Below are 16,674 nucleotides of genomic sequence, written 5' to 3'. Positions count from 1 at the left end.
AAGGTTGAGTTTGTCTCATGTTGGGTTGGCTGTCGACAATAGCGCCATGTTTTACCGAATCTTTATAGGAAGAATTTCAACATGGCCTTGGCACATACACTGGGTTTCCCGCGCATCGGCGCTGATCGCGAACTGAAAAAAGCCCTTGAAGCCTACTGGAAGGGCGATCTCGACCAGGATGCGCTGAAAAGCGTCGGCCGCCAGCTGCGCGCCAACCACTGGCAAGTGCAGCAAGACGCCGGGATCGACCTGCTGCCAGTGGGCGACTTTGCCTGGTACGACCAGGTATTGACCCATTCCCTGACGTTCGGTGTGGTCCCCGAGCGTTTCGACAGCACCCGAAATGAACGCGGCCTGCCGACGCTCGATACCCTGTTCGCCATGGCCCGTGGCGCTACCGCCAGCTGCTGCGGCGGCGAACATGCCACAGCGCAATACGCCCAGGAACTGACCAAGTGGTTCGACACCAACTACCACTACCTGGTCCCGGAATTCAGCGTTGATCAGCAGTTCAAACTGAGCTGGGAGCAGCTGTTCGATGAGGTCGATGAGGCCAAAGCCCTCGGTCACAACGTCAAACCGGTGATCATCGGCCCGCTGACTTACCTGTGGCTGGGCAAGGCCAAAGGCGACGACTTCGACAAACTCGACCTGCTGGAACGTTTGCTGCCTGTCTACAACGAAATCCTCGGCCGCCTCGCCGGGCAAGGTGTGGAATGGGTACAGATCGATGAGCCGATCCTGACCCTCGACCTGCCCCAGGACTGGAAAAACGCCTTCGAGCGCGCCTATCACATCCTGCAATACTCGCCGCTGAAAAAGCTGGTGGCGACCTACTTCAGCGGTCTGCAAGACAACCTCGGCCTGGCGGTCGGCCTGCCGGTGCAAGGCCTGCACATCGATGCGGTGCGTGCCCCCGACCAGCTGCTGCACGTGCTCGATCGCCTGCCGACCTACAAGACTCTCTCGGTAGGCTTGGTCAATGGGCGCAACGTCTGGCGGTGCGAGCTGGAGCCGGTGCTGGCGCAACTGCAATTTGCCCAGGAACGTTTCGGCGACAACCTGTGGGTCAGCAGTTCCTGCTCGCTACTGCACAGTCCGGTGGATCTGGAGCGCGAAGATAAACTCGACCCGGAGCTGAAAAGCTGGCTGGCGTTTGCAGTGCAGAAATGCGGTGAAATTTCGGTGCTGCGTGATGCCCTCAACGATCCGCAATCACCCAAGGTGCAAGCCGCGCTGGCCGAAAGCCGCGCCGTTCAGGCGAGTCGTGCCGAGTCGCCGCGTATCCATAAGGCCGAGGTGCAAGCGCGCATCAACGCCATTGGCGCCGCGGACAGCCAACGCCATACGCCGTTTGCCGAACGTATCGAGCAGCAGCGTGCCCGGCTGAAACTGCCGGCGTTCCCGACGACGACCATTGGCTCGTTCCCGCAAACCGCTTCGATCCGTCTGGCGCGTCAGGCGTTCAAGCAAGGCAAACTGTCGGCCAACGATTACACCGACGCGATGCACAGCGAAATCCGTCACGCGGTGCAAGTCCAGGAACGCCTGGGACTGGACGTGCTGGTGCACGGTGAAGCCGAGCGCAACGACATGGTCGAGTACTTCGCCGAGCAGCTCGATGGTTATGCCTTCACCCGGTTCGGCTGGGTCCAGAGCTACGGCTCGCGCTGTGTCAAACCGGCGATCATCTATGGCGACCTGAGCCGGCCCGCCGCCATGACTGTCGACTGGATCACCTACGCGCAGGGCCTGACCGACAAAGTCATGAAAGGCATGCTGACCGGGCCCGTGACCATGCTGATGTGGTCGTTCCCCCGGGAAGACGTCTCGCGCAAAATCCAGGCGCAACAACTGGCGCTCGCCCTGCGTGATGAAGTGCTGGACCTGGAAGCCGCCGGCATCAAGATCGTGCAGATCGACGAAGCCGCGTTCCGCGAAGGCCTGCCGCTACGCCAGGCACAATGGCAGGAGTATCTGGACTGGGCAGTGGAAGCCTTCCGGCTGACCGCGTCCGGCGTACGGGACGAAACCCAGATCCATACCCACATGTGCTACAGCGAATTCAACGACGTGATCAAGGCCATCGCAGCGATGGACGCCGACGTGATCACTATCGAAACCTCGCGCTCGGACATGGAATTGCTCGAGGCCTTCAAAGCCTTCGACTACCCGAACGACATCGGCCCGGGCGTCTACGACATCCACTCGCCACGGGTGCCGGACACGGCCGAAATGGTCAAGTTGATGACAAAAGCGGTGAAGCGCATCCCGGCGCAGCGGTTATGGGTGAATCCGGATTGCGGCTTGAAAACCCGCGCATGGCCTGAGACGGAGGCCGCGTTGGTGAACATGGTGGCGGCGGCGCGGCAGTTGCGCAGTCAGCTGGCGTAAAGCACCGCAACGCGGCGGGTCACTCCAGGCGTGGCGGTTGAAGTGCAAAACCTGTGGGGCGAACTCGCTCCCACAGGTCCTGCTTGCCTCATGGCGTCAGGCAAACCCGCCCATGTCGCAACATCAGAGATTTTCGAAGTGCGGCAGCACCACCGATTTTTTACCGATGTCCCCAAGAGGCAGGCTGGGGTCGTCAGCATGGGTCAGCCCGCGGTGTTTCTTTAGCTTCAAGTGGCCTTTCTCGAATGTGCGGAACGCGGGTGTGGCCGTGGTGTAATGGAAGTGGGCGTACCACAGCAGCTCGGGTGATGTTTGCGTTATGTCCCAGACTTCGTATTCCTGCATATAGTCGGTTCGCTTTTTTGGCTTGGTCAAATTTTGGATCGGCGCGCGTTTACGGATTTCCACTGCGTTTTGGCCGATCAGGTCATCCAGCATGCCGTCGGTAGGATTGGTATTGACCAGAGAGTGCGCGGTACGCATTTTCCGGCCCTCTCGTCGATGTTCGGCGGCCTTGGTGCGCAGTTTCCGGATGGTCGGGTTGGCAGCATCCAACGTTTCGATTTGCAGAGCGATACGGGTCAACACGTCCGCTTCGAATGTCATCATCTCTTCCTGTTCGACGGGAGCGCTGGCCGGTTTGGCATACTGCTGAACCCTGGCCTGGTGTGACGGCAGGTCTTTCATGCGCTTCTCGGCATCGCTCACCAAGGTCGCAAGGTCTATTTGAGTCGGCACCGGGGCCTCGGCGGGCGGGTTCAGCAGTCTGAATTTGCCGTTGCTGCCTTGCTCCAGGACTATCTCGGTGCCACCCAGCCCACTCATGACGTATTGTCGCTTCTGAGTGGTGTTTTCCCATCGCTCAGTCCCGATGAGTAGTCGATCGTCTTCGGTGGTGAAGATTTTTTTTGTGCTCTGCCTGATCGGTTTGGCGACCGTAGGCTTGGCAATGCCTTCGCGCGCTCGCTCGGCCAGCTTATTGATAGTGGTCAGCAGCGGGTCAATGGCTTCCAGATGGAAATGTTGAGGAAAACTGGTGGACCAGGCCTGCAGTTCGCGATGGAATTGCGTGTAAACAGTGAGGCAATCGCGCAGCATCCGTTCACGCTCCCTTCGCGTAGCCCTGACTTCCGGCAGATCATAATGAGTAAATACAGCTTCTTCGAACTTCACGCGCAGGCTTTTCGTCTGCTGTTGCAGATCGAGCCAGGACCTGTCGCTGGTAATGTCAACACGTTTCATTATTTCTAACAGATGGCCCGTTTTCACAACTTCTGCATTGAGACCACTGGCTTGACTCGAATATTCAATTTTCTCTCGCAGTTCTTCGAAATTTATTTGGTCAGACGTTGGGGTTTTCGCGTTTTTTTGGGGGGGGGTGATCTTACGGAACCATTGTTTCGCTTGCTCTATCAATTCCTCGATCTGGTCTTGTTCACTCACGATTTTTATTCGTATCTTGCGCACCTCCTCTCGAACGACAAAATATTGACCTGACCCTTCCGGCAAGTTGTCCAGTTTGCGCGACAGATCTGCAGCCTCATCCGCCAATGATTCTATGCGTTTACCGGCAAAGAATATGCGCAAATGGAACCGGTCAGCCGCCACCCAGGCGCACTCGTTTTGCGCGCGGATCGCTTGGTTTCTTGTATCGCCGCTGGCCAGGCCTCGCAACTCCTCCGATGCTTTGTATCGCTGGATGCTCAGTTCGATATCGCGAACGCACCTGGTGTCGGCAGCCTGTGCAAGTTTGGAAAGATCTGTTCGCTGAGCTTCGGTAAGTGGCCTGAGTGGAGCACCGGTAGCAGGGTTTTTTCCACGGGCAAGGGTGTAAGCTTCATTGGTTTCATTGAACTTTGTGATTGCCGCATTGGTTTGCGGACCATGGGTGTTATATAGACGCCGAAGATCATTACTTGTGTTTTCCAACTGACCAGTGCGGCGTACGACCCGATCGGCCCACCAGCTTGGCAACCGTTCGCGGATAACCAGCGGCCATACGGGATCGAGTGCATCGGCCAAGCGCCCGAATACCTGCCCGCCACCGAGTACGCCGCCTTCGAGGGTCGTCCCATAAACGCCGTACCAGGTGTCCCAATGGCCTGTTTCATCCAGGGCGATGGGCTGCTTGTAGGTTTTTCGGGAATTGCCATACAAACGCCAGCTGCGGGCGTCCCTGAGTTCCACCTGGAAGATGCGTCCCTGGCGGACAATGAAGTTACCGTCGGCGTGGCGGTAGATGCCTCGGTAGAGACCTTGATCGCCGGGTTGCAAGGCGGACAGGGAGATCGGTTTTTCGTACTCGTAACCGCTGAAGCGTTTCACGATATGCCGAGCCTCACGCAATGAGACGCCCTGCAGTGCAGCGACATTGCTGAGCAATTGATGAGCCTGGCGGGTGCGCGTCAGGGTACGGGCCGTCCGGGAAAGCTGCGAGGTAATCGCTTCGCCGGGAAGCAGGTCCATGGCCGCATCGATCAATGACAACAGCATCGATTTGAGTTCGGCCAGGCCGTCGCCCACCTCGCCGCGTAAAAACGCCGCCGTTGCCTGGTTCGCGGCGGTCCAGGCATCGTAAAGAGCGAGCACCGTACCGACAAATGGCACCATCCCCATGGCCATTTTTATATAGTTGAAGGCGCGCGGGCCTTTCAAGGCGTACCGCTCCATGTACAGCGCATCGTTGGAGCGGGAGGTATCGCGATGGGCTTCAATCAGGCGCCCCATATGCGCATCAAGCAAATGCGCGGCCAGCGAAGTGGTGGCCGGCCAACGTTCGCCAATACCGATCACGGCATCGAAGTACTTTTCCACAGCCTGATTGATGCGGCTTACATGTGACCGCACGTTACCCTGCAAGGCTCGGCCGGCCAGATAGCTCACCCACTTGTCATTGCCGCACAGGTTGTACAGGCCCTTGCGCGCGGCTTCCAGGCTGTCGTAGCGACGCACAAATTGCCCATCAGGGCTGTCTGGCAAATACAGCAGTGTCAGCCCGCTGACTTGCTCCTCGATGAAGGTCACACCGGACAAGCTGACGGGGCCATTGTTGGGCGTATCCTTGCCGCCCACTCCCAGGTAGGCGGCAAGCATGACGATGCGTTTGTTATCGGCGCGCCAGGCGTCAGCCGTGTTGGCGTCGATGGCGATGTTCAGCACGCTCAATGCGTCGCTGCCGAGCTGTTTTTGCAGGCGTGCGCATTCTGCTTGCAACTTGAGCATCAGGCGCCAAGGCTCGATCAGGCTTTCACGGCGATGTTCTTTTACGAAAGCGGGTTCGCTGAACTTGCCCACAAAGGCGTCGCGGATCAGTTGTTCGTAGACCTTGGGCAAATCCAGATCGGGTAGGGTTTTGCGCAAATAGGTCAGATTGATTCCACTCAGCAAGGCATTACGTTCTTTTCGATTCGCTGCCGTGACCTGCAGCTGCATGAAGACCAAACGCTGCGACAGCGGATCCTGTTGCACCGATTTAACGTTGTCGATATTGAGTTGGGCCAGGTCCGCAAGTGACATTTGGCTGGACTTGGTGCCGGGCACCATGACTGAATTTTCCTGCACCCCGGTTGGCGTCGAGCTGTATTGCTTTTCCCACGAGACGGAATCGGGCAGTTGCAGGTGCACGTCGAAATGGCCCTTGAGCGAGAAATCTTTGCTCAGACGGGCGTGCAGGTGCTTGCGGGTGAAGTCGTCACGCGGTTCCAGGGCGATGGTCATGAGCGCGTGGCTTTGGCGCATCGCCACAATGTAGGCCTCGACCAGGCTTTTGAGCCCGGTTCGGTCAGCCTGGCTCAATTTTCCGAGCCAGTCGGGCAGGTTGGAAGCGAGGGTGCCACTGCGGTTCTGCTCCAGCAAATGAGCGAGGGCCAAGCCTCTGGCGGCATGCACCGGTACCTGCAAGGTGGCAAGTGCGCGTTTGCGCAGAATGTCCAGTTGTTCGTCACGCTGGGCGTCCGCGGTCGCCGCGGCGTGACGCTGGCGTATTGCACCGGCTTGTTCTTCGAAGTCGCTGGTCAATTGATCCAGGCCATACAAAAGCGCGTCGCCGGTGATTTTTTTCGCCCGCACCGTCAATCCGTTGTTCTGATCGTGGATCTTGAATATCTGGCGCTCCAGCTCGCGACGGTTGGCGAACCGTTGCAAGCCACCACCGGTGCCGATCCAGTAGAGCAGCACGCTGTGCGGCGCGTTGGCATCGGCGAGCGCATCCGCGTGGGTCACGATAAATACACCGTTGAGTTCCTGGGTATTGAGCGTGGTCTTGTCGCCGTCCTGTTGACTCATCGACAGGGTCACACTGGCCGCTACCGCGTCCGGGCCGGGATCGTCGGGGGTATCCAGCAGGGCCTTGAGCAGCGTGTACTCATCCTCATCCAGTTGTTTGAGCGCCAATTGCAGTGCGGCCTCGGCGTGCAGTCCGGTCTTGTGGGCGCTGTGCAGGGCGGTGAATTCGCTCTGGAAAGTGACCAGATCCGCTACTCGCGACCGATTGAGTAATCCGGAAGCAGCCTTGTCAGCGGCTTGTTCGGCGGTTTCCAACGCGCCAAGGGAAGCCTTGATCTGTTGCAGGGCCGCGCTTTCACCCACTTCTTCCACCAGTGTTTCGAGTGCATCGCGCTGTTGTTTCAGTGCCGCCTGACGCAACGACCAGGGGATATCGGCATACAGGCTGCCGAACAGCGATGCTTGATCGGTTCCGGTACTGCCATCGGCAGCTTCCAGCTTGGGAGGGGAAGCGAAGACGGTGAGGTGGCTGCGCTGTTGGTCTATCCGGTCGGCCTGGACCAGCGATTGCGCGCCATGCGCCGCCAGCCCGGATTGGCCGGGCGTTCCATGACGCAGGCTGGTGACCTGGGATTGCGACCGATCCGCAAACAGCTCGCTGGCACCCACGGTCATGGGGTCGGTGCTGACGGTGTATTCATAGCGAATGTTGTCGGTGGGCAAGCCGGTAGGGACGAGGGTCTGCCGGGACAGCCAGGTTTCCATGTCGCTGCGGGTGTCGAATCGCTGGATGGCGACGGGCCGGCTGGGCAGATACAGCCATTGGGCGACCGTTGCCGGGTCTCCCACGCTGATGACCCACGCGCCTTTGGGTTTGATCCTGCTGCCGTTGCTCAAGATCAGCGCCAGTTGCTCGGTGTGGACGGGCTGGTTGTCCAGCGTCAGCGCGCCAACGGGCGGGTCGAGGAGCAACTGCAGGGGTTTGAACTGTTCTGCGGTCAGAGATTTTCGGGCCAGAGCCAGGTGGGCGGCCGCTTCGAAATGCTGACGGTACAGCTGCGTGGCCCGCTCTTTTCGCGACACTGCCGTGCCGGGAGCACGCTGCTCCCAGAAGGTTGTCCAGCGTTCGCTGTGTGCCTGTACCGGGTCAAGCGTCTTCAGTCGTTCGAGTATTTGCAGCGGGGTCAGGGACGACAAGGCGTGGCTTTGATTCAGGCCGGTCACAGTGCAGTCCTGATCCAGCGTGGTCTCCAGTGTCGGGTGTTGCAGAACGAAGGCGCAGGCCTGGGTAAAGCTGACAAATCGTTGCGGCTGCTGATCGGTGGCGGCAAACAGCAAGCCGGCGTGTTGCCCGCCCAGATCCAGTTGCTGTTTGAGCCGTTGCTCGAGCGTGTCGCGGATGCCCGGGCTGTCGGCCATCAGCTCACGCAAGCCTTGGCTGCTTTCGCGCCAGCGTGCGCAGGCCTTTAGAAACAGGCTTTCGTCGGGGAGGGACGGCAATGGGGAGAAGGATGGCAGGACAGTCGGTGACGCAAAGGGGTCGTCGAAGAGCAGTCTTTCGGTCATGGCAATAGGGCTCACAGTGGTGGAGCGGCGGTTTCCACTCCTTGAGCGAGCCATTTAAGGCAAGTCCGGCGGGGCATAGGCACTACATAGTTACCGCACCGACCATTCGGCGACATTCATCAAACTGTCACGCAACTGTGGCAGCGCGATTGAACGAATATCATCAGACTCGCGCTCTACTGGGGTTCTGCGTTTTGGTGTTTTTTCATGCATGCTTTGTTTCTGTCGGCGGCCGTATTTCTGGCCGCGTTGTTCAGCCTGCCTTCCTTGGCGGCGTCTCGTTGTGAGGTGAACGTTCCAACCGAACGGGTCGATCTGGCGCAGGTGAGCCTGGCGTACCAGAGCATCGGCCGTGCATCGGATCCGGCATTGTTGTTGGTCATGGGCCTGGGCGGGCAGTTGATCCACTGGCCGGACGAGGTGGTGGTCGCGTTGTGTCAGCAGGGTTTTCGGGTGATCCGCTACGACAATCGCGATGTCGGCCTCTCAACCTGGCGGCAAACGCCCGTCGATGCCAACCTGACTTTCGAAGTGCTGCGCTACAAACTCGGTCTGCCGGTGGCGGCGCCCTATACCCTGACCGACATGGCCGACGATGCCTTCGGGCTGATGGATGCCTTGCGCGTCGAGCAGTTCCACGTGCTGGGCGCCAGCATGGGCGGCATGATCGCCCAGCATATGGCGGCCATGGCGCCAAAGCGGGTCGAGAGCCTGACCCTGATCATGACCAGCTCCGGTGCCGAAGGTTTGCCGGCACCGAGTGCGGCGCTGGTGCAGCTCCTTTCACGCCGAAGCGCGCCCAATCGCGAAGTGGCGCTCGAGCAGCAGGCCGATCTGCTGGCAGCACTGGGCAGCCCGACGGTCAGCGATGATCGACAGGCTTTGCTGGATCAGGCGGCGCAGTCTTATGACCGGGCGTTCAATCCCCAGGGCGTGGAGCGCCAGATCATGGCGATCCTCGCGGAGCCGAGCCGGGTGACGCTGCTCAATCGGTTACGGGTACCGACGTTGGTGGTGCATGGCACTGCCGATCCGCTGTTGCCGGTGATGCATGGCGTCCACTTGGCGGCGCATATCCGCGGCAGTCGGTTGAAGCTGATTCCGGGCCTGGCCCATCGATTCCAGGAAGCGTTCAAGGCGCCGTTGCTGGGAGCGGTGTTGCCGTACTTGCAGGCCCACCGCGAAGATACTTCGCATTGGGCGCAGATTGATCCGCTGCCGGCGCCAAATCTCCTGTAACCCCCTGAACCCCCTGAACCCTCTGTAGGCGCTGGCTTGTCGGATCGCCGCACCGCAGCGAAGGCGGCGTGTCAGGCGACAATGATATTGAATGTGCCGGCCTCTTCGCTGGCAAGCCAGCTCCCACATTGGATTTTTGTGTACCCCCGACAAGCCAGCTACGGCCGCGGCTCAGCTCCCTCAGTGACTCAACCCGTATTTCTTCACCTTGTCGAACAGCGTGGTCTTGGCCATCCCCAGTTCCTGGCTGGCCTGGGTCAGGTTGCCGCCGCTGCGTTGCAGGGCGTCGACCAGCAGGTTACGTTCGAAGGCTTCCACCGCTTCGGCGAAGGCCAGGCCCTGATTGTTGCCACTGTTACCGGATTTCTTGAAGGCCGGCAGGCCGAGCGCGAAACGCTCGGCGACGTTGCGCAGTTCGCGCACGTTGCCTGGCCAGTCGTGGCTCATCAGGTTCGACAGGGTCTGGTTGTCCAGCTCCGGCATGACGCGATCGAAGCGCAGGGACGACTGCTGCAGGAAGTGTTCGAACAGTTGCAGGATGTCTTCGCGGCGCTCGCGCAGCGGTGGTAGTTCCAGGGTTACCACGTTCAGGCGGTAATACAGGTCGCTGCGGAATTCGCCGGCCTTGCTCGATTCGTCCAGGTCGGACTTGGTCGCCGCGATCACCCGGCAATCCACCGCCACGCTCTGGTTCGAACCCAGGCGTTCGAGGGTGCGTTCCTGTAACACACGCAGCAGTTTGATCTGCAACGGCAGGGGCATGCTTTCCACTTCATCGAGGAACAGCGTGCCGCCGTCGGCGTGTTCGATCTTGCCGATCCGCCGTTTGCCGGCGCCGGTGAACGCGTTGGCTTCATGGCCGAAGATTTCACTTTCGAACAGGTTCTCCGGCAGGCCGCCGCAGTTCAGCGCCACGAACTGCTTGGTATGTCGGCGGCTGAAATCATGCAGGCAGCGCGCGACCAGTTCCTTGCCGGTGCCGGTTTCGCCTTCGATCAGCACGTTAGCCGAGGTATCGGCGACGTTGGCGATCAGTTCCCGCAGGTTCTGCATGGCCGGCGAGCGGCCGATGATGCGGCCTTCCAGGGAATCGCGTTCCGCCAGTTGCCGGCGCAACGACGAGACTTCCCGCGCCAGGCTGCGTTGTTCCAGCGCACGGCGGGCGACATCCACCAGACGTTCGGGAGAGAAGGGTTTCTCCATGAAGTCGTAGGCGCCTTTCTGCATGGCGCCGACGGCCATGGAAATGTCGCCGTGACCGGTGATCAGCACCACCGGCAGGCTGCGATCACGGGCCTTGAGCCGGGTCAGCAGCTCCATGCCGTCGATGCCCGGCAGGCGGATGTCGCTGATGACAATCCCGGCAAAGTTATCGCCGACGCGCTCCAGCGCTTCTTCGGCGCTGCCGACACCTACGCAGGGAATGTCTTCCAGGGTCAGCGCCTGCTGGCAGCCGAGCAGCACATGGGGGTCGTCTTCGACGATCAGCACACTCAGGTCGTTATTCATATTGGCTCGGCGTGAAGGGGGCTTACCAACGGTAAACTGAGGACAAAGGTGGTACCACCGCTGGCCGGGTGTTCGACGCCCAGGTGGCCGCCGGTGGCCGCGGCCAGGCTCGCCGACAGCGTCAGGCCGAGGCCCAGGCCCTGTTCGCCGGGTTTGGTGGTGAAGAAGGGTTCGAACAGATGCTTGCGCGCCTCGGCGTCGATGCCATGGCCATTATCGCGCACGCGCAAGCGGTATTTGCCATCGAATACTTCGCCTTCGAGCCACAACTCCGGCAAGGGTTGGGCCTGCATGGCATCGAGGGCGTTGCCGATCAGGTTGACCAGGATCTGCTCCAGTCGGGTCTGGTCGATCTGCACCTGCCTGTCGGCGAAGTCGCTGTGCAGTTGCAGGTGCGCGCCTTCCACCCGACTGCCAAGCACTTGCAGGGCCGCGTCCACCGCCTTGCCGACGCTGGCCTGGCCTTTGTCGTCGCCACGACGGGCAAAGGAACGCAGGCTGGCGGTGATCCGGCCCATGCGGTCGATCAGTTCGTTGATGGTCTTGAGGTTGGTGCTGGCAACGTCCAGCTGACCGCGCTCGAGAAACCGCACGGTGTTGCCGGACAAGGTCCGCAGGGCGGCAAGCGGCTGGTTCAATTCGTGGGCGATGCTGGTGGACATCTGGCCGATGGCGGCGAGTTTGCCGGCCTGCACCAGTTCATCCTGGGCGCGGCGCAAGGTCTCTTCGGCCTGCCGGCGTTCGCGGATCTGGCCCTTGAGCCGTTCGTTGCTGGCGCGCAGGTCGGTGGTGCGTTCGGTAATCCGACGCTCCAGTTGATTGTTGGCTTCCTGCAAGGCTTCCCGGGCAGCGAGGCGGGTGGCGATCACTTTGCGCCGCTCGTTCCAGGCGATCAGCAGGAACGCCACCAGGGCAAATGCCACCGCCACCAGAATCCCCTGATTGATCGCTTCACGCCGTAAATCCTGCAGGGGGGTGAGCAGGGTGAAATTCCACGGGGTGTCGCTCAGCGGGCGGGTTTGCGACAGGTAGCTGATGTTTTCTTCTTCGGACTCCAGCTCGCTGTTGGCCGGAAAGGTCAGTTTTTCTTCGCCTTCGGCCAGTTTTTCCCGGGCCAGCGGTTGCAGCTCGTTCAGCGGGAACCAGTAGTATTGCAGGCTGCGGGCCAGTTTTTCCTTGGTCTGTTCGCTGAGCGGTATCACCGATTTCAAGCGACGCGCCGGATCGCTGGAAAGAATGATGATGCCGTTCTCGTCGCTGACGAAGGCCTCCAGGCGTGCCCGCTGCCAGCGTTCTTCCATGGCTTCGAGGCGGACTTTGACCACCGCCACGCCTATGATCTTGCCGCGTTCTTCCAGGCCGTGGGCCAGGTAATAACCCGGCTCGCCGCTGGTGCTGCCGATGCCATAGAAGCGTCCCGGCTGACCACGAACGGCGTTCTGGAAGTAGGCGCGAAAGGACAGGTCTTCGCCCAGGTAACTGTCGACGTCGCGCCAGTTGCTGGTGGCCATGACGCGGCCGGTGGTGTCCATCACATAGATGGCCCGACTGCGGCTGCGCCGGTTCAGGCCTTCGAGGTATTCGTTGACCGTTTGCCGGTGTTCGGCTGACGGGTCGGCCAGCAATCTGGAAACGCTGGATTCGAGTTCCAGCAGGCTGGGCAGGTAGGTGTACTTGCTGATCTCGCTCTCGACGGCGCGGGCGTGCAATTCCAGCTGTCGCTGGCCGTTCTCGCTGAGGCTGCGGATCCCGTAGTGCTCGCTGATCCAGAAGCCGAGGTAACCCAAGCCGATCATCAGGGCGATGACCAGCGGCGGCAGGAACAGATGGCGAATCAGACGAGGTTTCACGGCGAGTGATGGCGGCGCGGCGCGGTAAAGAGTGGGGTCGCATTTCATCACAGATGCCTTGGGTCAACCACAACACATTCCCTTGTAGGAGCCGGCTTGCTGGCGAAGCAGACGACGCGGTGTGCCAGACAAACCGTTTCCGCTTTTGTAGGAGCCGGCTTGCTGGCGAAGGCGTCTTCATGGGCGCCGCAAGGCTTGAAGCCGCCTTCGCTGGCAAGCCAGCTCCTACAGGGGGGGAGCGGTGCCCTTTCTAGTGCTGCAGGATCTTGGCAAGGAAGTGCTGCGTCCGTTCGGCACGCGCGTTGATGTCGCCGAAGAACTCCTCTTTCTTGCAGTCTTCGATGATCTTGCCCTGATCCATGAAGATCACCCTATCCGCCACTTTGCGGGCAAAGCCCATTTCGTGGGTCACGCACATCATGGTCATGCCTTCGTGGGCCAGCTGCACCATCACGTCCAGCACTTCGTTGACCATTTCAGGGTCGAGCGCCGAAGTCGGTTCGTCGAACAGCATGACGATCGGGTCCATCGCCAGCGCACGGGCAATCGCCACGCGCTGCTGCTGACCGCCGGAGAGTTGCCCGGGATGCTTTTTGGCGTGGGCCGAAAGACCGACGCGCTCAAGCAATTGCAGGGCTTTCTTGGAGGCCTCGTCCTTGCTCCGCCCCAACACCTTGATCTGCGCAATGGTCAGGTTATCCATGATGCTCAGGTGCGGGAACAGTTCGAAATGCTGGAACACCATGCCGACGCGCGAGCGCAGTTTCGGCAGGTCGGTCTTCGGGTCGGCGATGGAAGTCCCATCGACCACCACATCGCCTTTCTGGAAGGGTTCCAGGGCGTTGACGCATTTGATCAGGGTGGATTTACCGGAGCCGGACGGCCCGCACACCACGATCACCTCGCCTTTTTTGACCTCGGTGCTGCAATCAGTCAGTACCTGGAAGTCCCCATACCACTTGTTGACGTTCTTGATAGAGATCATACGGCGAACCTTTTTTGCAGACGCTTGACCAGCTGCGAGGCGGCAAAGCTGATGATGAAGTAGGTGAAACCGGCGAAGATCAGGAACTCGTTGGAGCGCCCGATGATATCGCCACTGGCACGGGAGGCATTGAGGAAGTCCACCAGGCCGACCGCGTACACCAGCGAGGTGTCTTGAAACAGGATGATGCTCTGTTGCAGCAGCAGCGGGGTCATCTTGCGGAACGCTTGTGGCAGGATGATCAAGCGCATCATCTGGCTGTAGTTCATGCCCAGCGCCTGGGCAGCACCCATCTGGCCCTTGGGAATCGACTGCACGCCGGCCCGGACGATTTCGCAGAAGTACGCTGCTTCAAACATCATGAACGCCACGATGCACGAGGCGAACGCGCCGATCGGCGTGTCTTCGCCGGTGATCCAGCGCAGCACGAACGGCACCGCCAGGTAGAACCAGGTGATGACCAGCAGCAGCGGGATCGAACGGAAGTAGTTGACGTAGGCGCCAGCGATGTTCGACAGCAGTTTGCTGTGGGACAGGCGCATCAGCGCAAGGATAGTGCCGAGGATGATCCCGCCGACGACGCCCAGCGCCATCAGTTGCAGGGTCATGACCATGCCGTTCCACAAACCCGGCAGGGACGGGATGATGCCCGAGAAGTCGAATTCCATCATTTACCCCCTACGGAGATCAGGCCCGGTACGGCAACTTTCTTCTCGACACCGCGCATCAGCAACATCAGGCCCATGTTCAGGGTGAAGTAGATGAGCGTCGCCAGGGTGAAGGCTTCGAACAGGTTGGCGGAGAACTCGGCGGTCTGCTTGGTTTGCGCCAGCAGTTCCATCAGGCCGATCAGCGAGGCCACGGAGGAGTTCTTGAACACGTTCAAAAATTCCGAGGTAAGCGGCGGAATGATGATCCGGTAAGCCTGGGGCAGCAGCACATTCCAGTAGATCTGCGGCAGCTTGAAGCCCATGGCACGGGCAGCGGATTCCTGGCCGCGAGGCAACGCCTGGATACCGGTACGCACTTGTTCGCAAACGCGAGCAGAGGTGAACAGGCCAAGGCACACGACGACGCTGAGGAAGGCCGACGTGGTCGGGTTCAGGTCCTGTTTGTACCAGTCCTGCAGGTTTTGCGGCAGCAGGTCGGGTACCAGGAAGTACCAGATGAACAGCTGCACCAGCAGCGGCACGTTACGGAAGAGTTCGACGTAACAGGTCGCGATGCCCGACACGATGCGGTTCGGCACCGTGCGCATGACACCCAGGATCGAGCCCAGCAGCAGCGCGATGATCCAGGCGGCGACGGCGATGGCGATGGTCCAGCCCAAGCCGGAGAGGTACCAGTCGAAATAAATCTCGCTGCCCACGCCGGTGGACTTGAAGAATACGCCCCAGTCCCAGTTGTAATTCATTAGGGTCTCCCCTCGGATTCGATCGATGTACAAATGCCCGCCAGGGGAAGCTCCGTTCCCGCCCGATCTAAAGATCAGGCACACACGAGCGGCTCGACAGCCACCGGTTCGAGTGTTTCCAGAAAATGCCAGCAGGGAGTGACCATCCCTGAAAGGGCAGCGGCCCTCTCAGGAGATAAGGTTAGTCAGAAATCAGGATTTCTTTTCGTCAGCCGCTTTATCGGTCGGGTTGGCGATCAATTCCTTGATCTTGTCGCTCATGGGGAAGTTCAGATTCAGGTTTTTAGGCGGGATTGGCTGCATGAACCATTTTTCGTAGATCTTGTTAATCTCGCCCGACTTGTAGGTGGCGATGATCGCGTCGTCGACCGCCTTCTTGAACGGTGCGTCGCCTTTGCGGACCATGCAGCCGTAGATTTCGTAGGACTGGGCAGTGCCGGTCACAGACCAGTCGGCAGGCTTCTTGGCCTTGGCCATTTCACCGGCCAGCAAGGCGTCATCCATCATGAAGGCCACCGCGCGGCCGGTCTCCAGCATCTGGAAGGACTCGCCATGGTCCTTGGCGGAGATCACGTTCATGCCCATCTGCTTGTCGGCGTTCATCGACTTGAGGATGCGCTCGGACGTGGTGCCGGCGGTCGTCACGACGTTCTTGCCTTTCAGATTGTCGAAGTCCTTGTACTCCGAATTGGCTTTGGACAGCAGGCGAGTACCGACTTCGAAGATGCCGACAGAGAAGTCGACCTGCTGCTGGCGCTCGACGTTGTTGGTGGTGGAGCCGCACTCGACGTCCACGGTGCCGTTCTGCACCAGCGGGATACGGGTTTGCGAAGTCACGAGGTTGTATTTGACCTGGAGGTTGGGCATGTCCAGGTCTTTCTTGATGGCTTCAACGATTTTCAACTGGATATCGTGGGAGTAGCCAACTGGCTTGCCGGAAGCGTCCGCGATATAGGAAAACGGGATGGAAGCGTCACGATGCCCGAGGGTGATGGTGCCGGACTCCTTGATCTTCTTCAGTGTGCCGGTGAGTTCGGCAGCAAAAACTGGAGTGCTAATCAGAGCGGCAGCAATGGCTGCGCCCAGGATATGGGGAACGATGCGCATCAAATTTTCCTCGACATTGTTTTTTTTATGGAGCCAGTTCATCGGCCCTTTTGTGCTTCGAATGGCTGCCGGCTACTGAAGAGTCCGCGCAACAGGCATTCGTCCAAGAGTGTAGAGCATGACTCGTGCCAGGCCAGGCGCTACAGGTCAACCTATTGATTTATAAGGGTATTAAATATTAATGGCATGGTTTTCTGTGGCCGAAGATCCGGTAAACCGAATTGACCGGCAGGTCGCGTTCGGAAAACCGAATGCGAACGCAACGCGCCCCCGTAGGAGCGAGGCTTGCCCGCGAAGAACGATGACGCGGATATTCAGGCAGACCGCGGCGATCCCTTCGCGGGCAAGCCTCGCTCCTACAGGGGGGCGCTGGAGTCATCCAGCAT

At 59.9% G+C, this 16,674-nt stretch carries 9 protein-coding genes and 1 pseudogene; 2 read left to right on the top strand and 8 right to left on the bottom strand.

The annotated features are described in order from the left end of the window. Positions 1 to 81 precede the first annotated feature (81 nt). The gene (gene metE, locus PMA3_RS23880) at positions 82 to 2,394 is read left to right on the top strand and encodes a 5-methyltetrahydropteroyltriglutamate--homocysteine S-methyltransferase (protein ID WP_064679499.1); all 2,313 of its coding nucleotides are present in this window, start codon (positions 82 to 84) and stop codon (positions 2,392 to 2,394) included. A gap of 123 nt (positions 2,395 to 2,517) precedes the next feature. Here metE and PMA3_RS23875 read toward each other — a convergent pair whose 3' ends face one another. Together PMA3_RS23875 and PMA3_RS33705 are read right to left on the bottom strand one after the other, a co-directional pair. Next, positions 2,518 to 6,990 carry a dermonecrotic toxin domain-containing protein gene (locus tag PMA3_RS23875; RefSeq protein WP_237140661.1) on the bottom strand — a complete coding sequence of 1,491 codons (4,473 nt, stop codon included), beginning with the start codon at positions 6,988 to 6,990 and terminating at the stop codon, positions 2,518 to 2,520. Positions 6,991 to 7,407: 417 nt separating this feature from the next. After that, positions 7,408 to 8,037: pseudogene (locus tag PMA3_RS33705) on the bottom strand (dermonecrotic toxin domain-containing protein); the annotation flags it as partial. Between the two features lie 369 nt (positions 8,038 to 8,406). Between PMA3_RS33705 and PMA3_RS23870 the strand changes: the two are divergent. Continuing rightward, positions 8,407 to 9,423 (top strand): alpha/beta fold hydrolase, encoded by a 1,017-nt coding sequence (locus PMA3_RS23870; protein ID WP_162493658.1) that lies wholly within the window; start codon positions 8,407 to 8,409, stop codon positions 9,421 to 9,423. Between the two features lie 180 nt (positions 9,424 to 9,603). Here the strand turns inward: PMA3_RS23870 and aauR are convergent, their stop codons facing one another. The 6 genes from aauR to PMA3_RS23840 all read right to left on the bottom strand — a co-directional run bounded on the left by aauR (position 9,604) and on the right by PMA3_RS23840 (position 16,288). After that, a complete protein-coding gene (aauR, locus tag PMA3_RS23865; protein ID WP_064679496.1) occupies positions 9,604 to 10,932 on the bottom strand; it encodes a two-component response regulator AauR in 1,329 nt (442 codons plus the stop codon). Continuing rightward, positions 10,929 to 12,830, bottom strand: a complete 1,902-nt coding sequence (aauS, locus tag PMA3_RS23860) for a two-component sensor histidine kinase AauS (protein WP_064679495.1) — start codon at positions 12,828 to 12,830, stop codon at positions 10,929 to 10,931. The genes aauR and aauS overlap by 4 nt, the downstream gene beginning before the upstream one ends. 202 nt (positions 12,831 to 13,032) lie before the next feature. Then, positions 13,033 to 13,767 carry an amino acid ABC transporter ATP-binding protein gene (locus tag PMA3_RS23855; protein WP_064679494.1) on the bottom strand — a complete coding sequence of 245 codons (735 nt, stop codon included), beginning with the start codon at positions 13,765 to 13,767 and terminating at the stop codon, positions 13,033 to 13,035. Continuing rightward, on the bottom strand, positions 13,764 to 14,435 hold the full coding sequence (locus PMA3_RS23850; RefSeq protein ID WP_064679493.1) for an amino acid ABC transporter permease: 672 nt from the start codon (positions 14,433 to 14,435) through the stop codon (positions 13,764 to 13,766). Before PMA3_RS23850 ends, PMA3_RS23855 begins: the two co-directional genes overlap by 4 nt. Beyond that, positions 14,435 to 15,181, bottom strand: a complete 747-nt coding sequence (locus PMA3_RS23845; protein WP_064679492.1) for an amino acid ABC transporter permease — start codon at positions 15,179 to 15,181, stop codon at positions 14,435 to 14,437. Before PMA3_RS23845 ends, PMA3_RS23850 begins: the two co-directional genes overlap by 1 nt. 192 nt (positions 15,182 to 15,373) lie before the next feature. Further along, complete coding sequence (locus PMA3_RS23840) at positions 15,374 to 16,288, bottom strand: glutamate/aspartate ABC transporter substrate-binding protein (protein WP_064680792.1); 915 nt, start codon at positions 16,286 to 16,288, stop codon at positions 15,374 to 15,376. Positions 16,289 to 16,674 lie beyond the last annotated feature (386 nt).

It is taken from the genome of Pseudomonas silesiensis (assembly GCF_001661075.1).
Lineage (GTDB): Bacteria > Pseudomonadota > Gammaproteobacteria > Pseudomonadales > Pseudomonadaceae > Aquipseudomonas > Aquipseudomonas silesiensis.
The sequence above is the reverse complement of the archived record's forward strand: the minus strand, read 5'-3'. Positions and strand labels throughout refer to the sequence as shown.